The 23,124-nt window shown below is 66.2% G+C and carries 19 protein-coding genes; 10 read left to right on the top strand and 9 right to left on the bottom strand.

Annotation, left to right across the window (positions count from 1 at the left end):
• The first annotated feature begins 2 nt into the window (after nt 1–2).
• Both H289_RS0101795 and H289_RS0101790 read left to right on the top strand, forming a co-directional pair.
• On the top strand, nt 3–770 hold the full coding sequence (locus H289_RS0101795) for an enoyl-CoA hydratase family protein (protein WP_020099041.1): 768 nt from the start codon (nt 3–5) through the stop codon (nt 768–770).
• A 90-nt stretch (nt 771–860) separates the two neighbouring features.
• Nucleotides 861–1,445, top strand: coding sequence for a DUF1707 SHOCT-like domain-containing protein (locus H289_RS0101790; RefSeq protein ID WP_029104677.1), 585 nt, complete (start codon nt 861–863; stop codon nt 1,443–1,445).
• Nucleotides 1,446–1,541: 96 nt separating this feature from the next.
• Here the strand turns inward: H289_RS0101790 and H289_RS0101785 are convergent, their stop codons facing one another.
• Together H289_RS0101785 and H289_RS0101780 are read right to left on the bottom strand one after the other, a co-directional pair.
• Nucleotides 1,542–3,509, bottom strand: coding sequence for a vWA domain-containing protein (locus H289_RS0101785; protein WP_020099039.1), 1,968 nt, complete (start codon nt 3,507–3,509; stop codon nt 1,542–1,544).
• Nucleotides 3,502–4,896 carry a sigma 54-interacting transcriptional regulator gene (locus tag H289_RS0101780; RefSeq protein ID WP_029104676.1) on the bottom strand — a complete coding sequence of 465 codons (1,395 nt, stop codon included), beginning with the start codon at nt 4,894–4,896 and terminating at the stop codon, nt 3,502–3,504. Before H289_RS0101780 ends, H289_RS0101785 begins: the two co-directional genes overlap by 8 nt.
• 76 nt (nt 4,897–4,972) lie before the next feature.
• On the opposite strand from H289_RS0101780, the gene H289_RS0101775 reads away from it, so the two are divergent.
• Nucleotides 4,973–5,986, top strand: coding sequence for an alpha/beta hydrolase (locus H289_RS0101775; RefSeq protein ID WP_020099037.1), 1,014 nt, complete (start codon nt 4,973–4,975; stop codon nt 5,984–5,986).
• A 20-nt stretch (nt 5,987–6,006) separates the two neighbouring features.
• Here the strand turns inward: H289_RS0101775 and H289_RS0101770 are convergent, their stop codons facing one another.
• A complete protein-coding gene (locus H289_RS0101770) occupies nt 6,007–6,912 on the bottom strand; it encodes a LysR family transcriptional regulator (protein WP_020099036.1) in 906 nt (301 codons plus the stop codon).
• 82 nt (nt 6,913–6,994) lie between these two features.
• Here H289_RS0101770 and H289_RS0101765 point away from each other — a divergent pair, with 82 nt between their 5' ends.
• On the top strand, nt 6,995–8,413 hold the full coding sequence (locus H289_RS0101765; protein WP_020099035.1) for a malate:quinone oxidoreductase: 1,419 nt from the start codon (nt 6,995–6,997) through the stop codon (nt 8,411–8,413).
• Between the two features lie 64 nt (nt 8,414–8,477).
• On the opposite strand, the gene purH is transcribed toward H289_RS0101765, so the two are convergent.
• The 5 genes from purH to sfnG form a co-directional block, all read right to left on the bottom strand.
• Nucleotides 8,478–10,046, bottom strand: a complete 1,569-nt coding sequence (gene purH, locus H289_RS0101760; protein WP_020099034.1) for a bifunctional phosphoribosylaminoimidazolecarboxamide formyltransferase/IMP cyclohydrolase — start codon at nt 10,044–10,046, stop codon at nt 8,478–8,480.
• The gene (purN, locus tag H289_RS0101755) at nt 10,043–10,672 is read right to left on the bottom strand and encodes a phosphoribosylglycinamide formyltransferase (RefSeq protein WP_020099033.1); all 630 of its coding nucleotides are present in this window, start codon (nt 10,670–10,672) and stop codon (nt 10,043–10,045) included. The genes purH and purN overlap by 4 nt, the downstream gene beginning before the upstream one ends.
• A 9-nt stretch (nt 10,673–10,681) precedes the next feature.
• Nucleotides 10,682–12,199 (bottom strand): cell division protein PerM, encoded by a 1,518-nt coding sequence (locus tag H289_RS0101750; protein ID WP_020099032.1) that lies wholly within the window; start codon nt 12,197–12,199, stop codon nt 10,682–10,684.
• Between the two features lie 76 nt (nt 12,200–12,275).
• Nucleotides 12,276–13,229 carry a DUF5336 domain-containing protein gene (locus H289_RS29465; protein ID WP_020099031.1) on the bottom strand — a complete coding sequence of 318 codons (954 nt, stop codon included), beginning with the start codon at nt 13,227–13,229 and terminating at the stop codon, nt 12,276–12,278.
• A 129-nt stretch (nt 13,230–13,358) separates the two neighbouring features.
• Nucleotides 13,359–14,489: a dimethylsulfone monooxygenase SfnG gene (gene sfnG, locus H289_RS0101740; RefSeq protein ID WP_020099030.1), complete on the bottom strand. Its 1,131-nt coding sequence runs from the start codon at nt 14,487–14,489 to the stop codon at nt 13,359–13,361.
• Between the two features lie 185 nt (nt 14,490–14,674).
• On the opposite strand from sfnG, the gene H289_RS0101735 reads away from it, so the two are divergent.
• The 3 genes from H289_RS0101735 (at nt 14,675) to H289_RS32735 (ending at nt 18,354) form a co-directional block, all read left to right on the top strand.
• Nucleotides 14,675–15,526: an LLM class F420-dependent oxidoreductase gene (locus H289_RS0101735; protein ID WP_020099029.1), complete on the top strand. Its 852-nt coding sequence runs from the start codon at nt 14,675–14,677 to the stop codon at nt 15,524–15,526.
• A gap of 163 nt (nt 15,527–15,689) precedes the next feature.
• Nucleotides 15,690–17,276 carry a DUF4185 domain-containing protein gene (locus tag H289_RS0101730; protein ID WP_155943988.1) on the top strand — a complete coding sequence of 529 codons (1,587 nt, stop codon included), beginning with the start codon at nt 15,690–15,692 and terminating at the stop codon, nt 17,274–17,276.
• A gap of 859 nt (nt 17,277–18,135) precedes the next feature.
• Nucleotides 18,136–18,354: a hypothetical protein gene (locus H289_RS32735; protein WP_155943987.1), complete on the top strand. Its 219-nt coding sequence runs from the start codon at nt 18,136–18,138 to the stop codon at nt 18,352–18,354.
• Nucleotides 18,355–18,455: 101 nt separating this feature from the next.
• On the opposite strand, the gene H289_RS0101720 is transcribed toward H289_RS32735, so the two are convergent.
• Nucleotides 18,456–19,985, bottom strand: a complete 1,530-nt coding sequence (locus H289_RS0101720) for an acetyl-CoA acetyltransferase (protein ID WP_020099027.1) — start codon at nt 19,983–19,985, stop codon at nt 18,456–18,458.
• Nucleotides 19,986–20,142: 157 nt separating this feature from the next.
• Between H289_RS0101720 and H289_RS32730 the strand changes: the two genes are divergently transcribed.
• The 3 genes from H289_RS32730 (at nt 20,143) to H289_RS0101705 (ending at nt 23,021) form a co-directional block, all read left to right on the top strand.
• Nucleotides 20,143–20,736, top strand: coding sequence for a hypothetical protein (locus H289_RS32730; protein ID WP_155943986.1), 594 nt, complete (start codon nt 20,143–20,145; stop codon nt 20,734–20,736).
• Between the two features lie 83 nt (nt 20,737–20,819).
• On the top strand, nt 20,820–21,932 hold the full coding sequence (locus H289_RS0101710) for an ATP-binding protein (protein WP_020099025.1): 1,113 nt from the start codon (nt 20,820–20,822) through the stop codon (nt 21,930–21,932).
• A 3-nt stretch (nt 21,933–21,935) separates the two neighbouring features.
• Complete coding sequence (locus H289_RS0101705; protein WP_036420003.1) at nt 21,936–23,021, top strand: MarR family transcriptional regulator; 1,086 nt, start codon at nt 21,936–21,938, stop codon at nt 23,019–23,021.
• Nucleotides 23,022–23,124: the final 103 nt, after the last annotated feature.

Genomic DNA, 23,124 nt, shown 5'->3' with positions numbered 1-23,124 from the left:
TCATGACCGCACTGGTCCACTACTCCGTCGAAAACGGTGTCGCCCGGTTGACGCTGGACTCACCGCACAACCGCAATGCGATGTCGACCGCGCTGGTGGACCAGTTGCGGCAGGGCCTCACCGATGCCGCCGCCGAGCCCGGCGTCCGGGTCGTGGTGCTCGGCCACACCGGCGGGACCTTCTGTGCCGGGGCCGACCTGAGTGAAGCGGCCGGACGCAGCCCCGGCGACCTCGCGACCGCCCGTGCGCTGGAGGCGGCGCACCTATTGCGATCGATCCTGGAGTTGCCCATTCCGGTGATCGCCGCGATCGACGGCCATGTCCGGGCCGGCGGCATGGGGCTGATCGGTGCCTGCGACCTGGTGGTCGCCGGCACCGCCAGTACTTTCGCGCTCACCGAGGCCCGGATCGGGGTGGCGCCGTCGATCATCTCGCTGACGCTGCTGCCGAAGATGACGGCCCGCGCGGCCGGTCGCTACTTCGTGACGGGCGAGAAGTTCGGCGCCGAGGAGGCCGAGCGGATCGGCCTGGTGACCGTCGCGACCGACGACGTGCCGGCGACCGTGGCGAAGCTGGCGGACGAGATCACCAAGGGTTCACCGCAGGGTCTGGCCACGTCGAAGGCCCTGACCACGGCGTCGATCCTGGCCGATTTCGACCGTGACGCCGAGAAGCTGGCCAAGCAGTCGGCGGAGCTGTTCGTCTCCGACGAGGCCAGGGAAGGCATGCTGGCCTTCCTACAGAAGCGACAGCCGAACTGGAATAAGTGATCCACATCCCGTAACGGATCCGACATCGATGCGGCCACAGTTTGCAACATCAGCCTTGCAAGTCCCTGTGATCGTCGTAGGCTCGAGTTGATGAGCACCCCAGGTTCGCGCGCACAGATGCGCGTCGTCGATACCGACCGGATACAGGTCGCTCACCTCCTCAGCGACGCGGCCGCGCAGGGACGCCTGCCCATGTCCGAATACGAGGACCGGCTCAACCGCGCCTACTCGGCGCAGACGTACGCCGAGCTGTCGAAGTTGAGCGACGACCTGCCGTACATCACCACTGCGCCGTGGGAAGCGGGCGGCGAATGCCATCCCGCGCCGTCGACGCTGCTGCTGGCGATCATGAGCGGATTCGAGCGCCGAGGCCGCTGGAACGTGCCGCAGCGGCTGACGTCGTTCTCTTTGTTCGGTGGCGGCGTCATCGATCTGCGCTACGCCGATTTCACGTCACCGGACGTCGAGATCCACTCCTACTCGATCTTCGGCGGGCAGACCATCCTGCTGCCGCCGGAGGTCAACGTCGACGTGCATGGCGTCGGTGTCATGGGCGCGTTCGACCACCTCGGTCAGCAGGGCACCCCCGGCGCCCCGCGCGTCACCATCCGCGGTTTCTCGCTGTGGGGCCGCGTCGGCATCAAGTCCAAGAAGCGCAAGCCGCCGCCCACTTAGGTCCCTTGCGGGCCGCTCGCCGACGACGAACGGCCGCATCCTGCACAGGTTCGGTGGCGTGTCGCGGTACAAACACGGCCGCTCGCCATGAAGTGGTTACCGCCGGCGGCGCCGCGAGCGCAGGTAGTCACCGACCACCGCGGCGCCCAGTCCGTCGAGTTCGGGCACCACGACGCGGCCTTCGACGCGCCGGGCCACCTGGTCGATGAACCGCGCCAGGCCGGGATCGCTGCCCAGCCGGAAGATGGTGATCTGCGCGCCCAGCCGGGCCACCTCGTCGAAGCTGCGCACCGTAAACGCGATGGTGCGCGGGTGCGGCGGGTAGTCGAAGAACGTCTCGGTGCCGTTGCGGTACTGCTCGAGGTGGGCCGTCGGCTCGCCGTCGGTGACGACGAGGACGACCGGCTGCGCGTTGGGATGACGCCGCAGATGCCGGCCGGCGAGCAGCAGCGCGTGGTGCAGGTTGGTGCCCTGTTCGTAGACGCCTTCCAGCCCCGTCAGCTCGGCCGCCGAGACGGTGCGGGCATGTCGGCCAAAGGCGATGATCTGCAACGCATCCGATCGGAACCGGGTGCTCACCAGATGATTGAGCGCCAGCGCGGTGCGCTTCATCGGCAGCCACCGGTTCTCCATGACCATCGAGAACGAGGTGTCGACCAACAGCGCCACCACGGCCTGGGTGCGCGTCTCGGTCTCCGAGATCTCGACGTCGTCGACGGTGATGCGCAACGGCCCGTCCTGACCCGTACCTGCCTGTCGCAGTACCGCGTTGGTCAAGGTGCGGGTGACGTTCCAGGGTTCGGTGTCGCCGAACTGCCACGGCCGGGTGGCGCCGGTGAGTTCGCCGGCGGCACCGGCGCGGCGGGTGTCCCGCTCGCCGTGGCGGCCGGAAAGTTGTTGCGCCACATCGCGGAGCGCTGCCTGACCCAACTGCCGCATGGCCTTTGGCGACAGCCGCCACTGCCCGTCGGAACCGCGGTCCAGGAAGCCCTGGTTCATCAGGGTGCGTTCCAGTTCCGCCAGGGCACGGGCGTCGACGGCGGCCTCGTCGCCCAATTGCCGGGCGAGCATGTCCAGGTCGACGTCGTCCATCTGGGCACCGGCGTAGCTCTGCGAAAGTTGTTCTGCCAGTTGCTCCAACTCGGCGATGTCTTCCATCGCCTGCGCGGCCTCCCCCATGCCCAGCGGGTTGTTTCCGGTGAAATTTCGCTCGCCGGTCCAATCCTCGCCCGGGCGGGCAGCCTGCAGGTTGGCGTCGAGGCGGTCGAGCGCGTTCATCAACGACGGCGACCCGAATGCCTGCTGCGCCAACGCATCCAATTCGGCGCGTTGATCTGGCGACAGGCTGTTGCGGAACCGCTGCGCGGCGGCGGCCCGCTTGGCCAGGGAGTCCAGCAGCTCGTCGACATTCTGCGGATTCTCGGGAAAGAACTGGCCGTGCTTGGCCATGAAGTCCTGGAAATCCTGTTGGGTGTCTTCGCCGTTGGCGTGCTTCTCCAGCAGGTTGTTCAGGTCGTCGAGCATGTCGTTGACGGCCTGACGATCCCCGTCGGTGGCGTTCTGCAGGGCGTCCTTCATGCCGGCGAATCGCTGGTCCAGCATCTCCCGGCCCAGCAGATCCTTGATCTGCTCATACTTCTGCCGGGCTTCCGCCGATCGCCAGTCGTATTCGGAGAGCTCCTGCACCGCCTTGGCCGGTGACGGCGACAACGACTCCAACTGCAGTTCACCGAACCGCGCGTCGTCGTCGAGCGCCCGGGCCAGTTCCTTGCGCTCGGCGAGCACCGCCTCGTCGAGCAGCTTCTTGATCTCCTGCAGGGTGCCGTCAAGGTTGTTGCGCGACAGCAACTCCCGACGACGCCGGTTGGCCTCGGCGGCCAGCCGGTCGGCGCCACGCATGTTCTGGGTACCGCGACGCAGCAGCTCGGACAGCGCCCGCCGGGGCGACGCACCCTCCATGACGTCCTGCCCGATCTGCTCCAGCGCCTCCCTCAGGTCGACGGGAGGCGCCAGCGGGTCGGGCCCGCCGGTGTAGCGCGAATACCGCGAGAGGTGGTTAGCCATATACCGTTTCGCCGTCGTCGGAGGTCTTGTCGATGCGCTTGGCCAGGTACAGCGCTTCCAGCGCCAGCTCGACGGCCGCCGCCCGCTCGCCGTCGGACTGCGCGCCCAGCCGGTCGGCGATGGCGTCGATCACCGGCAGGTCCGGCAGCGCCGCCAGGACGTCCTTGGCCGACACCCGCTCGCCCGTCGTGACCGGTGAATCCCCTTCCACCGCGGCGACCAACGAACCAACGTCGATGCCGCCGAGCAGCCGCTGTGCGGTGTCCGCGGTCGCCCGCCGCAGCAGGTGCTCCAGGACGGCCTGTTCGCGGCCTTCCTCACCGGACTCGAATTCCAGCTTGCCGCGCAGCACGCCGATGATGGTCTGCAGATCGACCACACGCGCGACCGGATCCTGTTCGCCCAGAATCGCGGAGCGGTGCTGGGCCGCGGCGCCGACCGTCTCCGCCGCCGCGATGGCGAAGCGGGCCGAGACGCCCGACCGCTGATCGATCGACTGCGACTCGCGCAGGTACCGGGCGAACCGGGCCAGGATCTGCAGCAGGTACTCCGGGACCTCGGCGGCCAGGTGCGCTTCCTGCCTGATGACGCCGACCTCCGCGTCGAGCTCCAGCGGGTAGTGGGTGCGGATCTCGGCGCCGAAGCGGTCCTTCAGCGGCGTGATGATGCGGCCACGGTTGGTGTAGTCCTCGGGGTTGGCGCTGGCCACCACGAGCACGTCCAGCGGCAGGCGCAACGTGTAGCCGCGCACCTGGATGTCGCGCTCCTCCATCACGTTGAGCATGGCGACCTGGATGCGCTCGGCGAGGTCGGGCAGCTCGTTGATGGCCACGATGCCGCGGTGTGCCCGCGGGATGAGTCCGTAGGCGATGGTTTCCGGATCACCCAGACTCCGGCCCTCGGCCACCTTGATGGGGTCGATGTCGCCGACGAGGTCGGCGACGCTGGTGTCGGGCGTCGCCAGCTTCTCGAAGTAGCGCTCGCTGCGGTGTTGCCAGGTGATCGGCAGGTCGTCGCCGGAATCCGCGGCCCGGCGGATCGACTCGGGCGTGATCGGCGAATACGGGTGCTCGCCCAGCTCCGAGCCCGCGATGACAGGCGTCCATTCGTCCAGCAGACCAACCAGGCCGCGCAGCAGACGGGTCTTGCCCTGGCCGCGCTCGCCGAGGAGCACGACGTCGTGCCCGGCGATCAGCGCGCGCTCCAGCTGCGGCAGAACGGTGTCCTCGAAGCCGAAGATGCCGGGCCAGACGTCCTTGCCGTCAGCCAGCGCTGCCAGCAGGTTCTCGCGAATCTCGGTCTTGATGCCCCGCTCACGGTGGCCCGCGGCCTTGAGCTCGCCGACGGTCCGCGGCAGGTCGGCTGGAAGGTCGTTAGGTGATGTCACGACCTCCACGCTACGACGGTGCACGGTGAGCGGCAGCCCCTTGGGCTCCGGAGCTTTACCCAGTACCCTCGGTATCGTGAACTCGCTCGACTGGACTCACCGCCCCGCCGACCTCCAGTTCGGCCCCGCCGCGTGGCAGAGCCGACTGCTCGGCGGGCTGACCGCGGTGTTCGTCCGACCGGTAATTGCCCTGCTCACGCTCATCGGCCTCGTCGTCAACCGGTTCCATCCGGAACTGGTCCAGCGCGGCCGCTACGACATCATCGACGGGCCCTTCCGTGCGTTCCGCGCGCTGCCCGGCACCGCGGTGACACCGATCAAGCTCGACGACTGCGACGCCGAATGGATCGTCGCGCCGCGCGCACAGGGTTCCGATCGCGTGATCATCTACTTCCACGGTTCGGCGCTGATCACGCTCGGGCTGAACTCGCACCGGCGCTGGGCCAGCAAGCTCTCCGCCGCGACCGGCGCCCGGGTCCTGAACGTGGGCTATCGACTGGCGCCGCAGGCCCTGATCGAGGACGCCATCGCTGACGGCGCGTGCGCCTACCGCATGGTGCTCGCCGCCGGCGTCGACGCGAAGAAGATCGTGTTCGCGGGCGACTCCGCCGGCGGCCTGATCGCGACCGGCACCGCGCTCGCCGTGCGTGACGCCGGCCTGCCGGTGCCCGCCGGCCAGATCCTGCTGTCGCCACTGACGTCGTCCGACATGAATCTGAAGTACAACGCGATGCTCGAACACCGCGACGTGCTGTTCCCGTTCATGGCGGTGAAGTACCTCTACGACGTCTTCGCGACGAAGAACGGCACCCATCCGGTGCCCGAGATGCCGACCGAATCCGACCTGCACGGCCTGGGACCGACGCTCCTGCAGGTCGGCAACAACGAGATGCTGCGCAACGACTCGTTCGCGCTCGCCGACGCGTTGCGCGCGGCGGGTGCACAGGCGTGGGTTCAGGTGTGGGACAAGGCGATGCACATGTTCCAGCTGAGCTTCGACGTCAACCCGGACGCCCGCAAGGCCGTCGACGAGATCGTGGACTTCTTCGAATTCGCCACCACGCAGCAGCCCGGCGAGGTCGCGTCCTAGTCTCCTCCGTTGTCCCTGCGTCAGCGGGTGTGGGCGGCCTTGACCGACCACTCCGTGCGCAGGAAGGTCAGCAGTCTGCGGGCCGCGGGGGTGCCCGCGGTCGGCGCCCACGCCAGCGCGATCTGCCGCTGATAGACGTTGGGCGTCAACGGTATTTCCCGGACCTTACGCGAGGTGTGCTCGTCGTGCGGCAGCAGCGCGATACCCATCCCCCGGCCGACCAGCTCGCGGATGGTGGTGAACTCCGTGATCTCCACGGGCACGTGCGGAACGAATCCCGAATCGCGGCACCAGTTTTCCGTCGCCTGGCGCAAGTGATAGCTGCCCGGGTTGGCGATGAACGTCTCGTCGCGCAGTTCGTCCAGCCGAAGACGACGACGGGCCGCGAGCGGATGAGCCGCCGGTAACACGGCCCGGATGTGTTGTCCGCCGATCACCACATGTTCGACGCCGTCGGGCGGCGGGATCACCACGGCGACGTCGAGCACCCCGGCCTTCAGATCCGCGGCGAGTTCACTGCCGTGCGCCTGTTTGATCTGTAGCCGGATTCCCGGTGCGCGCCGGTGGAATTCGGTGACGAGGTTCGGCACGACGCCAGCCCCCATCGTCAACGGGAAGCCGAACCGGATGGTGCCGTGCTCGGGGTCGGCTTCGCCGGCGATCGTCTCCACCGTGGCTTCGAGTTCGCGCAACGGGCGCCGGGCCTGCTCGGCGAGCTGCACTGCGACCGGCGTCAGGCGCACCGTCCGTCCCTCCTGGGTGAGCAGGCGGACGCCGAGCATCTTCTCCAGCGCGTGAATGCGTCGACTCATCGATGACTGCGGAATGCCCAGGCTGTCGGCCGCACGGGTCATGTGCCCGCCCTGGGAGTCGAGCTCTTCGAGCGCCCGGAGCTGCGGCGCGAGCAGACTCATCCATTGATCCATATTCGGATGATAATCGCCAGAACATTCATTGGACGGATTGAATTAGCGGGGTGATGCTGGAGTAACGAGACAAGGAGCAACCATGAACACCGTTGAACCGGAAGTCGCCGACGTCGTCCTCATCGGTGGCGGCATCATGTCTGCCACCCTGGGCGCCATGCTCAGCACATTGGAACCGCAGTGGCGCATTGTGTTGGTGGAGCGCGCATCCGACATCGCCACGGAGAGCAGCGGACCGTGGAACAACGCCGGCACGGGCCACTCCGGCTATTGCGAACTCAATTACATGCCCGACCCTGAAGACGGCACCGCGCCCGCGCAGATCGCCGAACAGTTCCAGTTGTCCCGCCGCTGGTGGGCACATCTCGTCGAGCGGGGCCTGCTGGACCCGGCGACTTTCGTCCACGGCACTCCGCACATGGACGTGGTGTTCGGTGACCACGACGTGGCCTACCTCCGACGGCGGTTCGAAACCCTCAGCGCCGATCCACTTTTCGCCGGCCTCGAGTTCAGCGACGACCCCAAGACCATCGCGGCATGGGCACCGCTGGTGATGGCGGGCCGCGCTCCGGCGCAACCGATTGCGGCGACCCGGCATCCGGGAGGTACCGACGTCGACTTCGGTGCGCTCACCCGCGGACTTACCCGCATCATCACCTCGAACGGCGGCGAGGTCCGGCTCGGCCACGACGTGCGCCGACTGCACCAGGACCCGGACGGCACCTGGTTGATCAGCGGCCGGTGTACGGACTCGCACAACAGGTTTCAACTGCGGGCACGTCATGTGTTCGTCGGAGCCGGCGGATTCGCCCTGCGCCTGCTGCAGCGCGCGCACATCCCCGAAGTCCGGGGCTACGGCGTGCTGCCCGTCGGCGCAGCGTTCCTGCGGTGCGCGCAACCCGATGTCGTCGCACGGCACGACGCCAAGGTGTACGGCCAGGCCGCGATAGGAGCCCCGCCGATGTCGGTGCCGCACTTGGACAAACGCGTCGTCGACGGCGAGGAGTACCTCATGTTCGGTCCGTATGCGACATTCAGCACCAAGCTGCTCAAAGGCGGCAAGCTCACCGACTTCTTCACCACGCTGCGGTGGCACAACCTGCACGTGCTGGCTGCCGCGGCCCTACAGAGCCTGACACTGGTGCGTTATCTGATCGGCGAGTTGCTCACGCCGTTCAGCGGCAAGATCAAACAGCTGCAACGGTTTTACCCGGAGGCCGACCCCGGCGACTGGGAGTTGGTACCGGCGGGACAGCGGGCTCAGCTCGTCACTCCGGACCCGGAGCGCATCGGCGCGTTGCGCTCGGGCACCGAACTGGTCGCGTCGGCCGACGGCACCATCGCAGGGCTTCTGGGCGCGTCGCCGGGCGCCTCGACCGCCGTGCCGATCATGCTCGAGCTCCTGCAGCGGTGCTTTCCTGAACGATGGGCCGCCTCCTGGCAGGCGCGCATGGACGACGCCCTGACCGCTCGCGACACTGCTGCGCTCCTGAGCCTCTGAACGGCAAATGGCCAGGTTTGCACGGATCATCTCCGTGCAAACCTGGCCATTCAGCCGGTAGGACCTAGTGGGCGAAGTGCCGCGCCCCGGTCAGGTACAGCGTGATGCCCGCAGCGGCGGCGGCCGCGGTCACTTCGTCGTCGCGGACCGAACCACCCGGGTGCACAATGGCTTTCACGCCGGCGTTGGTCAAGGTCTCCAGACCGTCCGGGAACGGGAAGAAGGCATCGGAGGCAGCGACGGCGCCCTTGACTCGGTCACCACCCCGCTCGACCGCCAGCCGGGCCGCGTCGACGCGGTTCACCTGGCCCATGCCGACACCGACGGTGGCGCCGTTGGCGGCGACCACGATGGCGTTCGACTTCACCGCGCGGCACGCGCGCCACGCAAACACCAAGTCGGCCAACGTCTCCGGATCGGCCGGGCTGCCGGTCGCCAGTGTCCAGTTCAGCGGGTCGTCGCCCGCGGCGTCGAGCGCGTCGCGCTGCTGCACCAGCAGGCCACCGCTGACCTGACGGTATTCGACTGCGGCGCCCTCAGGTTCGCTGGCCACCAGGATACGAATGTTCTTCTTGCGGCTCAGGATTTCAACGGCGCCCGGTTCGAAGGCAGGAGCGACGATCACCTCGGTGAAGATGTCGGCGACAGTCTCGGCCATCTCCTCGGTCACCGCGGTGTTGGCCGCGATGACGCCACCGAACGCGCTCAGCGGGTCGCACTCGTGCGCCTTACGGTGCGCATCGGCAACCGAGATCGACGACACGGCAATGCCACATGGGTTGGCGTGCTTGATGATCGCCACGCAGATGTCCTCGTGGTCGAACGCCGCCCGCCATGCCGCATCGGCGTCGGTGTAGTTGTTGTAGGACATCTCTTTTCCGTGCAGCTGCTCAGCCTGGGCCAGTCCCGGCCAGCCGGCGTCGTCGCTGTAGAGCGCGGCCTTCTGGTGCGGGTTCTCGCCGTAGCGCAGCACGTCGGTGCGGCGCCAGGTCGAACCGAGCCACGCGGGCATACCGGCAGCGGATGCCTCGTCGTCGCCGGGCACCAGCACCGAACCCATCCAGGACGCGACGGCCACGTCGTACTCGGCGGTGTGGCGGAAAGCCAACGACGCCAGCTTCTTCCGCTCTTCGAGCGTGAAGCCACCGTCCCGAACGGCCGCCAGCACACCGTCGTACCCCAGCGGGTCGACGACGACGGCGACGCTCGGGTGGTTCTTCGCCGCAGCGCGGACCATCGACGGGCCGCCGATGTCGATCTGCTCGACGCACTCGTCCTCGGAAGCGCCCGACGCCACGGTCTGGGTGAACGGATACAGGTTCACCACAACGAGTTCGAACGCCTCGACCCCGAGCTCATCGAGCGCGGCGAGGTGCTCGGCCTTGCGGGTGTCGGCCAGCAGGCCGGCGTGCACGCGCGGGTGCAGCGTCTTGACGCGGCCGTCGAGCACCTCCGGGAAGCCGGTGACCTCTTCGACGGGAGTCACCGGGATACCCTCGGCAGCAATGGTTTTCGCCGTCGAACCGGTCGAGACCAGGGTCACGCCGGCCTCGTGCAGCCCGCGGGCCAGCTCAGCCAGGCCGGTCTTGTCGTACACGCTGATCAGCGCGCGCCGAATCGGTCGTCGCGTCATCCTAGGGCCGCCTTTCGTCCACTCCACGTCACGCCGCGGAGGGCCACCGCGGCGATCACATCTACCAACAGTCGTCGTTCGACGACCTTGATCCGTTCATGCAGCGACGATTCGTCATCGCTGTCGAGTACCGCCACCGGCTCCTGCGCCAGGATGGGCCCGGTATCGGTGCCGGCATCCACCAGGTGCACCGTGCTGCCGGTGACCCGTACGCCGTACGCCAGGGCTTCGGCCACCGCATGTGCCCCTGGAAACGACGGCAGCAATGCGGGGTGGGTGTTCAGCACCCGCCCCTGGAAGCGCGCGAGAAACGTCGGGCCGAGGATCTTCATGAACCCCGCCGACACCACCAGATCCGGCTGATGGACTGCGACGGCTTCGGTCAGTGCGGCGTCCCAGGCGGCGCGGTCGAGGTGGTCCCGCAGCCGAGTGGTGAACGTCGCCGCACCGGCGGCCGCCCCGATCTGCAGCGCCGGGCAGTCACGATCCGTACCGACGGCCACGACGCGGGCCGGGTAGTCGCCGACTGCTGCAGCCAGCACCGATTCCAGCAGCGAGCCGGTCCCGGACGCCAGAACGACGAGCCGCGCCGGCGCAGTCGGGGGCACGTGAACCGGTTGCTGCACGGGAGCAGCCTAGTGGCCGTCGTCGTCGACGACGAAATGCGCCTCAGGGTCCTCGTCGGGGTCGAAGGCGACGTGCTCACCGATGCGATCGGTGGTGCCGGATTGATAGGCCTCCGCCGGCGCCGGGGTCATGTCCGGTTCCGGACGTGCCGGCCGGCGCGGTTCGGCGGGTTTGGCCGCGGGCTCCGGGTCGGGTTCGCGTTCCGACTCGGTGGCCTGCTCGAATGCCGGGCCACCCGCGAAATGCGAATCGTCGTCCACATCCGCGGCGGCAGCCGACACGTCACCGATCAGCTTCTCTGTGATGGGTTCGTCATCCTCGACGACGTCGGCCACGTCATCGCCATACGGTTCCTCGTCGACGGGCGCAGCCGGCGCGACGGGTGCCGGCCGGACCGGACGCCGGGTGAGGCCGCCGGCCATGGCGACCGTGAGACCGCCGATCGAGACGAACCACAGGAAAACCGCAGGCCCGAACGTCGTCTGATCGACCCCGAGCTCACCGAAATTGCCCAGGCGACCGCTGCCGGCGATCGCGAGCAGGACCATCATCACCGCAGCCAGGAGCGATGCGACCGCCAACTTGGCGAAAGCAATCGGCCACGGGGCCGGGCGCCGGGAACACTGCTGGCCCACCGCCACCGCCGATGCCGCCGCGATGATCAGCAGCGCCACCCACACCGGCCCCAGCGGGGGCGACGGCACGGCTGCCAGCACCGGCACGGCAGGCACATCGCCGCCGAGCACCGTGAAAGAACTGAACGTGGCCAACCCGACGTGCACACTCGAGCCGACGGCCACCGCGGCGGCGCCGACCATCACGTTCGGGATGTACAGCGCCGACAGCACGGTGAGGCTGAGCTGGCCGAACACCGAATCGGTGATGCCGAACAGGTCGTGCATCGTCGACCAGTGCACGACCATCGAGCCGACCGCAACCAACCCCGACAGGCCGAGCAGCGCCAACACGCCGGCGACGGCCCCGCGCAACGCCTCAGGCAGCCAATACGGCAGGTGCGCATCGGTCAGCAGCCGCCCCTGCAGGCGTGAGCCGACACCGATGGCCGCGCCGACCGCGTGCACCGCCAAGACGCAGCCGAAGGCCTGGAGGGCACTCGGGGTCTGCAGCTCGGTGAGCACCGACGACGCATCGTGGATCACCGCGAGCGCGATCGCCGCGATCAGCAGCGGCCCACCGAGCGCCGACGCGACGATCCACCGGACCACGAACCACGACGCACCCGGCCGCGTCGCCGCGGCCGTGGTGCGGGCCGTGCCCCAGACCATCGCCAGCAACGGGGCCAGCGGCATCACGCCGAGCTCGGCGCCGCCGATCGAGACCGGCACGCCGTGCACGCCCAGCCACATGCTGGCCATCGCGCCGAACGCACCGGTCAGATCGCTGTTGGCGATGACCAACTGGATCAGCACCAGCGCGGCGATGATCGCCAGGGCGATGCCCGACGGGCCGAACGCAACCCGAAGCAGGTCACGCGCTTGGCGCGTACCGACTGGTCGGTTATCCACTAGCTGGGTCACTCCTCGCGAGGTCGTCACTCGCGTGCCGCGAGCGCCCTAGCGATTATGACGAAGCCGGACCCGATTACTGCGGAGCCGGGGGTTGCTGGAAGGTCGTCGTCGGCTCCGAGCCGGATCCCGTCGCGCCCGGAACGCTGGGTGCCGGGGTGAACGACGACGATCCGGCCACGGCCTCGGACGCCGACGGACCCTGGCCCGACGACTGCTGCGGGGCCGACGACTGGCCGGCCGACTGCTGCGGCTGACCGAACGCCGGGAACCCGGTCGGCGGGGTCGGCGGACCCGAGTCGGCGCCGTGCTGCGACGCGCTCTGCGCACCGGTGTAGCCGCCGATGGGACCGTTCTGGGACTGCGGCTGGTAGCCACCCTGCTGACCGAAGTGCTGGCCGGTCTGCTGGCCGTACTGCTGCTGCGGCTGCTGGCCGTAGTACTGCGCCTGCGGGTTGTAGCCCTGCGCCGGTCCGCCGTAGTTGTACGGATCGGCCTGCGGACGCGGTGCGGGCGGCTGGATGACGCCGGCGTCCAGCAGCAGTGCCCCGACAGCGCTACCGGCCTGCAGCACCGACAGCGCGAGCACGACATAGAGGCCCCACTCGACCTCGATGCCCTTGGGCGCCTGCACGATCTCGTTGATCACCAGCAGCAGAGCCAGCACCGCGAGGATGGCGACCCACGACTTGAAGCTCTTCTGCTTGGGCAGCAGGCTGACGCCGGCGAGCAGCGCAGCCAACACGGCGACGACGATCGGCGCCTGGGTCAGGATGCTGCCGGTGCCCGCATCCAGGCCTCCCGCACCCAACTGGGGCGCGAAGTTGAAGCCGAAGATGAGCAGGCCGAGCGCCGCGACCGCAATGGTCAGGTACTCCGGCAGTTTGCTCGGGCCGGCCGGCGCCGCAGGCGCAGCCGGGATCTGCTCGGGCAGACGGTTGAACTGCTGGGTCGGCCCGCCGTACTGGTTGCCGTACTGGCCGGGCTGTTGGGCGGGCGGGTAGCCGGGGTTACCGGGCTGGTACGTCATGACCTCTCCTGTACCTGTCGACTCGACCAACCACGCTAGCGCACTTCACTGAGGGTGCCTCGCACCAGTTGAAGACGCCGAGCACCGGCCTGAGCTGCCGCGACAGCCCTGAGCAAACTTGCCGACGCGTCAGGCCGGGACGCGAATCGGCGCCTCCGCGGCGTCCTGTTCCGCCTCCTCGATTTCCCGCACCAACGGCAGCACCTTGGCTCCGAAGTACTCGATTTCCTCCTGGAAATGCAGGAAGCCACCGAGGATCAGATCGACGCCCCGTTTGCGGTAGGCAGCAATCCGTTCGGCGATCTGTTCCGGGGTTCCGATCAACTTGGTACGAAAACCGTCGTTGTACTGCACCAGGTCTTCGAAGCTGGAATCCGCCCACATGCCCTTCTTGTCGCCGGTGGAGTTGCCGGCCTGCTGCACGGCCTGGCGGAACCCTTCGACTGCCGGCCGGTTGGCCTTCGCGACGATCTCCTTGAGGACTTCTTTCGCCTCTTTCTCGGTGTCGCGCGCGATGATGAAGCCGTTCAGCCCGAACCGGACCTCCCGGGCAACCTGGCGGGCGTGGTCGCGGACGTCGACGATTTGCTCGGTCACGCCGTCGAAGTCCTTGCCATTGGAGAAGTACCAGTCGGCGTAATAGCCGCCGTTGCGGCGCGCCGCGCTCGAGTTGCCGCCCTGGAACAGTTCCGGGTTGGGGCGCTCGGCCGTGTTGAGCGGCTTGGGCTTCAGCGTGAAGTCGTGGATCCGGTAGAAATCGCCGCGGAAGTCAACGTCGTCCTCGGTCCAGATCTTGCGCAGGACCTGGAGGAACTCGGCGCTGCGGCGGTAGCGCTCGTCGTGTTCCAGCCACGGCTCGCCCAGATGCGTGAACTCGTCCTTGAACCAACCGGAGACGACGTTGACCGCGAAGCGGCCGTTCGAGAGGTGGTCGGCCGTCGCTCCCAGTTTCGCGAGCACCGCCGGCTGCCAGAGGCCCGGGTGAACGGCTGCAATCACCTTCAGGCGTTCGGTCGCCAGGAGCAGCGCGAGGCTGAAACTCGTTGATTCGTGCTGATATTCGGCGCCGTAGCTGGCCTCATACCGGACCTGACTCAGGGCGTACTCGAAGCCGTTGTTCTCCGCGGTCTGCGCGAGCTTCTTGTTGTATTCGTAGTTCCAGTCGGTCCGCTGCTCGATGTCACTGGTCACCAGGCCGCCGCTGACGTTGGGCACCCAGTAGGCGAACTTGACGTGGTCGGCGATGCGTTCGGTCGTCATGGGCCCATGTGAACAAGCGAGGTACGTCACCGTCGTGGGTAACGTTCGCGATGAAGTTATCTCCGGATCGGTTCACAGGCGTCTAGCGGCTGCATCGCGTCGAAAATTCCCAGGTAATGGGCCTACTTTGGCATTCTTGCCACCCACCCTTGCGCCCCATACTGAAACACGTTCTAATTCACCGTATGGACTACGGGCTCGTACTTTTCACCAGCGACCGCGGCATCAAGCCCGCCGCCGCCGCCAAACTGGCCGACGATCACGGCTTCACCACCTTCTACGTGCCCGAACACACGCACATCCCGATCAAGCGTCAGGCGGCCCACCCCACCACCGGTGACGAGACGCTGCCCGACGACCGCTACATGCGGACGCTGGATCCGTGGGTCGCGCTCGGCTCGGCCGCGTCGGTGACGTCGCGGGTGCGGCTGTCGACTGCGGTGGCGCTGCCCGTTGAGCACGACCCCATCACCCTCGCGAAGTCGATTGCGACGCTGGATCACCTGTCTGGCGGCCGGGTATCGGTGGGCGTCGGATTCGGTTGGAACACAGACGAACTCCAGGACCACAACGTCCCGCCGGCCCGGCGGCGCACCATGCTCCGCGAGTACCTCGAGGCGATGCGCGCGCTGTGGACCCAGGAAGAAGCCGAGTACGACGGTGAATTCGTGAAGTTCGGTCCGTCGTGGGCCTGGCCGAAGCCCGTGCAGCCGCACGTGCCGATCCTGGTCGGAGCGGCCGGCACCGAGAAGAACTTCAAGTGGATCGCCAAGTCGGCCGACGGCTGGATCACGACGCCGCGCGACTTCGACATCGACGAACCAGTCAAGCTGCTCCAGGACACCTGGGCCGCGGCCGGACGTTCGGGTGCGCCGACCATCGTCGCGCTGGACTTCAAGCCCGACGCCGACAAGCTGGCGCGCTGGAAGAAGCTCGGTGTGACCGAGGTGCTGTTCGGGTTGCCGGACAGCGACGACGCGACCGTGTCGGCCTATGTCGAGAAGCTGGCGAAGAAGTTGAGCGACTTCGGGATCTGAGGTTTCGCCGGCGCTTTGGCGTCGGGGCTCCTAGTCGCACTCGATCTGCGGCGGTCAAGGTTCCTTGACCGCCGCAGTTTCTTGTGCCGGATTTCCGTCAGGGCGTGCGCGTTGACCGCCATAGACTGACTGTCATGGGGTGGCTCTTTGACGGGTGGGGCCGTTGTCGATCCTGAAGATTCGCGGCACCAATCCACTGACTCTCGTCGATGGCGGTCGCGACCTCAAGCGCAAGGCCGAAGCACTCGACGAGTTGATCGGCAAGCAGGTGCATGCCGTCCAGGAACTTGAGCAGGATTGGAAAGGCAAGGCGGCCAACGCCGCCCGCGGGCAGGCCTACCGGAACATCGAACACCAGCACCGCTTTCACGAGATCACGGATGCCATGGCGACGGCCATGATCGCGGGCGGCCAGATTCTCGCGACGCTGCGCGACGTTCTACTCAACTGGGTCAGCACGGTGTCGCAGATGTTCAACGTCGCCGATGATGGCGTGGTCACCACTCGTCCGCCGCGGACCGGCGGGGCCTGGGAGAACATCGCAGCTGTCTTCACCAAATGCACCCAGAACATGATCAAGGCGTTCATGGATCAGGATCAGAACCTGGCCAACAGCCTGAAAACCATTGCGGACGGCAACACTCCGGGCAATAACCCTAAGCCGGTGCCGGGCTTCACTCCTGGCATCGATCCAGACAGTTTCAACAACGGCCAGATCGGGTTCGAGCAGACGATGGCCGGATTCGGTGACCCGAACACCGGCGACGGGGGCGTAGGTGTTCCGAATACCGACCTGTCGATCATGGGCATCACACCAGATGGGCGACTGTTCACGATCCAAGGCGATACCGGCAAAGGGATGAAGAAACCGGACGAGGGCGGGGCGCCAAGCGGCGGCGGACCGGGTGAGCGTTCCGAGGGTGACAGTGACCGCAACAGCATCATCTATTGGAAGATGGATGAGCACGGGAAATGGGTCGTGGACGAGGTGGTGAAAGGCCCGTTCAAGAAGCCTGACGGCGCGAACGATATCTCGACGATTCCAACGTCAACCTTCAACGTCGGCGACACGATGTACGCCTCCGTCATGAATGTCGACCATTGGAATCCTGAGCCCCCCGGGCAACGCAAGCATAACGAAAGTGGCTGGGTGACCCGGAGTTCCGATCTATGGAAGTCGACAGACGGCGGAAAGACCTGGACGAAAACGGACGCCTCTTGGGACAATAATCCCAAGTCCAGCAATCCATTTCAGGTGCAGAGCTTCTCCCCATCTCAAGACGGCCAGTACGTTTACATGTACGGCACTCAGGATGGCCGCACCAATGATGGTCTCCACGTCGCCCGAGTGCCGGCACACCTCGTCGGTGAGCCAAAGGCATACGAATATTGGAACGGAACCACTTACAGCGCTAGCCAAGATCCAAATACCAGCCCGCCCATTATCAAGACCCCACCCGGAGTGAGCGGCATCGGGGAACCGAACGTGCACATATACGAGAACAAGGTCTTGCTCACGTTCAATGATGAATCCGGCGGCATCTATACCAGTTCCACTTCGGCAGCGGACGGAAGTACACCCTGGACGCCGACAACGAAGGTCGTTCACCAAGACGGAGCGTACGGCGCATTCCAATCACCCTTCTCGGGCGGTGACTCCATCGATTCCACCATTTCCCTATGGAATCGCTATGGCACCGCGCTGTACCAAATCGAGAACTCAGACACCAAGAATTTGGGGGCGTACTGACATGCGCGTACCGCGAGCGGCCACAGTGCTAGTAGCGCTATCAGTTCCGCTGATGGGGTGCTCACTGTTCAAGGACAGTCCGCACACTCCAGCGGTACCCCGCGACGTCGAATTCCCCGACCTGAGCACCTTCACCGCAGCTGATTCCAGTAGGTATTCGAAAAGAAGCGACACTGGCTCAGGATTCGGCTTCTTGACGCCCCTGGGTCTACGTTGCGGCCTCGCCGCGGGCCGTGAGTCACAACCTGACGGCATCAGTTGTGTCGGGCCAATTCCAGGCCGCGAGCACCAATGGTCGCTTCGTGTCGAACGTGGCAGTGGTGCAAAGATATACATTGACCTGAATAAGAGCGGACCTGGAATTTTCACGCCTCCGGAGCCACCATCACCGACATTGGCTCGCCGCGAAGCACTACAGATCAACCAGGGCGACATCGCTTGCGGGATCCTTGATGCCGGCACCCCGGCCTGTCACGTCGGCGATCACGGGTTCGTTGTGAACCCCGACAATGTTGTCCTTTTCTAGGGGTCTGTGGAAGTGCGATCAGTCACCAGCCATCGTTGTCAAAGAATGCTGATTGCCACAGCAATTCTCGTAGTCGCTATCGGCTGCACTCCAAATACACCCAAACGACCAAGCGGGACGGCACCCGGCACGCCTCCGAGTGTCGGTTTTCCCGACTTCAGCAGCTACACCCCTGCAGATCCGCACAGTTATTACTCAGAGGGCCCGGATTCTGACACGAAGTACCGATTTACGACGCCGAGTGGGCAGCGGTGCCGTATCCGCGTCACCAAATCGTCCAGTTCATCGATCGGCTGTGCGGGTCCGATTCCTGGCCGGGAGGGCGAGTGGAACATGGGTTTCGATACTGGTTATGCCGTTGGAGGCCAGTCCACTTCGCGGACCTATCCCGACGAGCCTGCACAACCGAATGCACCAACCTTGCCTTTGCATCACGTCCTGCGATTCGACAGCGGCAAGGCACAATGCGGCATTATCGACAACGGTACCGCCGCCTGCCTCGCCGACCATGGCGGCTTCCTGGTGGGCATGGGCAAGCTGACGTTTTTCTAAAAGGATGCTTCTGCGCCCTTGTCGTTCTGACGCGTCGAGATTGACTAATTGGTCGCTAATCTCTTGCAAGAACGACCATTTCGTCGATCTCGGAAAAAAGATCAGGCCAGCACAGCCCGATTACCCTCGTCAGTCGAGGTGACGGCGATCTTCGCACCGAGCGGCTCACCATCACACAGCAGCGCCATCAGGTCGGCGTCTGTCGTCGTCGCCAAGAGCCGGCTGCCGTCCGCGTCGAGGCGCCCGATGATGATGCCGACATTGGGAGTCCAGTCGTACCGGACCGTGTAGGTCTCGATGGTTGCGGGCCCGTTTGCATGCTCAGTGACGACGACCGTCGGCCACGTCGCGACCTCTGCACACAATTCGGCGCTGTTGTCGGCCACCCAGTCCGCCGGCTCGGTCGAATAGATGCCGACCGAGAACTTGCTGGCGATGCCGCCATTAGCTCCGATCAATGCGAATTTGCCTGGGGTTTCCCGCATTCGGGTGACGGCTTCAGCGATGCCGTGCAATGAATAGTTGTTTCCGGGGCCGCCGAAGTACGGCAGGCCGCCGGTCAGTGTCAGACCCCGCGGATCGTCGGCCGCCAGGCCGACGCCATCACAGATGTTGAACACCGGGAACGGGAAGCAGCTGTACAGGTCGAATGCCGAGACGTCTTCAATCCCAATTCCAGCCACCCGCAACGCTTCCCGCACGGCCAGCACCGATGCCGGGCTGGCACCGACATCGGGACGGTCAAGCAGCTTCTGCTCCTTCATGTCCGCATGACCGCGCAGATATACCCACTTGGATTCCGGCACACCGAGTTTGCGCGCCGACTCCACGGACATCAGCAATGCGGCCGCACCCATGTTCACCTGATCGCGGGCCACCATCAGCCGCGGATACGGGTCACAGATCATGCGGTTCTTGTCGGTGACGGTCACCAGCTCGTCGACGGTGCGCTCCACCGGCGCCGACGAATATGGGTTCTTGGCAGCGACTTTCGACATCGGGGCGAACAGCTCCCCCATGGCCTGCCGGTAGTCCTGCACGGACAGGCCGAGCCGCGCCCGCCGGGCGTTGTCCAGCAGGCCGTACTGCACCGGCGCACCGATCAGCCCGTGCCGAACGGTGTACTCGTCGAAGATGCCGTCATAGCCGTAGCCGCGGTCCTCGAGCTGGCCGTCGACGGTCTCCGAGTGATCGGGTTTGTCATCCCGACCCTTGAAGTACCGGATGCTGGACGTGTTTTCCGACCCCATGACCATCACGACGTCGGCGCGGCCGGCCACGATCTCGCCGGCGAATTCGGTGATCAGGTGCTGAGGGCTCTGCCCGCCGATGACTTCGAGCACGGCGCGGGCCGGGTCAGCGCCGATACGTTGCGCCACGGAGCGGGGGTAGTTGTTCGACTTGCCGAGCGGGGCCGGCACGTGGCCGGAGATCTCGAACTGCCGCGTGCCCGCGACGGTGTCGATCGCGGCGGCAACTGCCGTGACGTCGGCTCCGGTGTCCTGTAGCGCCGCCTGCGCCGCTGCCGCCGCGAGGTCGACGGACGACATCCCGCGGTAGTCGGGGTCCTCAAGGCGTTCGGTGAACTGACCGACACCCACGATCACCGGCGTACGCGGATCGACACCCATTACAAACCTCCAGGCAACTGTTAATTCGATAGGCTAACCGATTGGGATGCGAACACGCATTACGGGTAGCTGCACATTTGCGTCAGGAGGTACCCGCAGAGCGCAGTACGGTTGAGTGATGGCAGTGGTCGAAGTCGCACGTCGACGGCGTTGATCCATGACTACCGCGACGAGCGCAAGCCCACGATTGGGTGGTCTATGCCAACTGGCGGCGGCAGGCCTCATTGTCTCGATGGCGAGCGCATGCCACATATCGTCGCCCCGCCGGTCCGCTTCTGAATCGCCCCATGAAATCCCTGACTTCTCGAAGTACACCTCCGTCGATTGGCAACAGTTCGACGCCGACGGCAGCCCCGGCAAGGGATATCTCGTCCGCTTCAGCACGCCCGACGGGTCAACACGCTGCAGCATCCTGAACGGCCTTTCAGCATCATGTGTGGGCAACATCGTCGGGATGCCGAACTCCGCCCCTGATTACTCCCGAGATCGAGACACCTTCGCCGGCAACGACAGCGGCAGTTGCCCCGGCGTCTTGTTCGATGCCTCTGACGTCCAGAATCCCCAATACGCGTTCCGCAAGAACGGCGGTGGATGTCCGCCCTTTGCTGAGACCAAGACGCTCGGCGCCGGCCAGAAACTTGTCAGGTACCAGATCACATGCGCCGTCGGCGACGGCGGCCTGACTGCCTGCGTCAACACCGCAACCAATCACGGCTTCGTTCTCCGCCAGACCGGCAGCTGGACCTTCTAATCCACGACAATTCCAACGTACAACTATCTAGACGTACATCTAATTCGACGTACAATTGCCAGATGAACTGGCCCATCAGACCCATGTCCCTCGTGGTCGGCGGCGTCGTCCCGCCCGAGAACGTGGTGGGCCGCGTCCGCGAACAGCAGGAAATCCTGGCCAGTCTGCCCGACGGTGGTGCTGCCCTGGTCGGCGATCGCCGGCACGGCAAGACGTCCCTGGCCCGACTCGTCGCGCACACCGCGCGGCTGCAGGGCTTGAACGTCGTCTCGGTCAGCGCCGAGCGGCAGACCTACGCCGAGTTCGTCACGGCTCTCGCCGCCGAGCTCGGCCGCGTCGACAACGCCCTGCGCCAGGAGGTCGACCGCTGGAAGGTCGCGGTGGGCACCGGGCCGTTCAAGTTCGAGCGGGTCCGAGCCGACGCCGCTCTCGACGACCTGCTGCAGCGCGCCGTCGCCCGCACCAAAGACGGCCCGCTGGTGCTGTTCATCGACGAGGTCACCGTGCTGGCCAGGAACCTCGAACGCGAAAAACCCGGCGGCGGAGACGCGTTCCTGCACCTGCTGCGCCGCTTCCGGCAAGAACACTCCGGACGCCTGGCCACCGTCCTCTCCGGTTCCATTGGCTTCCACCATGTCTCGGAAGACGCACTCAGCTCGGTCAACGACATCCGCAAGGTCACGGTCGGCCCGATCCGCCACGACCACGCCACTTACCTCGCCGAGTGCCTGCTGCTCGGCGTGAACGTCCCGACCACTGACCGACATCAGGTCGCGGAATCCATTGCGGCGGCGGCAGAGAACGTGCCGTACTACATCCAGCACCTGGTCGCGGGCGCGGCACGAGAAGGGTCCGTCAAGCCGGACCGCATCGCGGAGCTACTCTCCGCCGCCATCACCGATCCGCACGACCCCTGGGACCTGCGGCACTACCGCGACCGCCTGCGCAACTACTACGGCGACGACGCCCCCGCCATCGCCGGACTGCTCGACATCTACGCCCACGCCCCAACCCCGTTGAGTGTCAACGCAACACTGCAGTTCCTTAAGACCGAGGGCTCACCCATCACCGACCGCGACCAGCTGGTGTCCTTCATCGAGCGCCTCGAGCAGGACCACTACCTGCGCCGCGTCGGCGACGACGACTGCTTCGCCTCCGGCCTGGTGCAGTCGGCATGGCGAGCCATGAGGCGGTAGGTGATGACTCATCCCGCTTTCTCCCCCGGCACCGTCGACCCCGACGAACTCGACGCCCGTACCGTCGGGCACGGGCCTCTGCTGAAGCGACTGACGGATCGCATCGTCAGCTCCGCGCAGGACGGCTCCCGGCCGCACACCTTGCTCATCGCACCTCGCGGCGCCGGTAAGACCCACACGCTTCGGGTCGCGATCCATCGCGCGCTGAAACACCGCAAGGCCGCCAAAGCCACACTGCTGCTGGCACTTCCAGAGGACGCCCTGTCCATCGGCAGCTACCCGGACCTGCTCGTCGAACTGCTGCGCACGCAGGGACCGGACACATACGAACGAGCGCAGAAGCTTCGCGGCGACGCACTGGAGCTGGAACGGGAAATCCTCGACCTGGCCGCGGGCCGCATGGTGCTGGTCGCGATCGAAAATGCCGACCGCATCTTCGATGCCATCGGCGAGGCAGGTCAAGGCAGCTTTCGCGCCTGGGTCGAAACATCCACCGCCGTCCTGGTTTTCGCGACTGCGCCGGCGTTGTTCCCGGCAGTCTCGTCCCGCACCCACCCGTGGTATGGCTCGTTCATCATCGAGGAACTACCCGACCTCGCTGACACTGACGTCGCCGAACTCCTCAGGCAGCGCGCCCGCGCTCGCGAATTGGCTTCATATGTCGAGACTTCCGAGGGCCGGGCCAAGATCGACGAGGTGGCCCAGATCGTCGGCTGGTCACCGCGTAGCTGGCAGATCATCGCCGAGACCGTCGACCGCACCGCACTGGAAAGCGTCACTCCCGCTGCCGACGCGGTATTGGAACAGCTGACGCCGCACTACCAACAACTCCTCTGGCAGCTTCCGGCCGGCGAACAACGCCTGATCGTCGAACTGGCCCGCGCCGACGGCGCCCGGACTGTCACCGATCTCGCTGCCGCCGTGGGTATTTCGAATCAGTCGGCCTCCGCGGCGCTGGGCCGCCTCACCACCGGCGGCTGGGTCCACGCCGCAAAAGCAGACTCCGGCGATCGCCGCGCCACCTGGTACGACCTCAGTGATCCGCTGCTCCGGAACTACTTGCACTACCGCGAGCGCCGCCAACACTGACGCCGTGAGCGCGCCGCCAGAGCACACACATGCCGGAGGTGCGATCAGCGGCGGCGACCCGACTCCTTGACGAACCTGTCACTTAGTGACACAGTTGGACTGT

This window comes from Mycobacterium sp. 360MFTsu5.1 (assembly GCF_000383495.1).
Classification (GTDB): domain Bacteria; phylum Actinomycetota; class Actinomycetes; order Mycobacteriales; family Mycobacteriaceae; genus Mycobacterium; species Mycobacterium mucogenicum_B.
The sequence above is the reverse complement of the archived record's forward strand: the minus strand, read 5'-3'. Positions and strand labels throughout refer to the sequence as shown.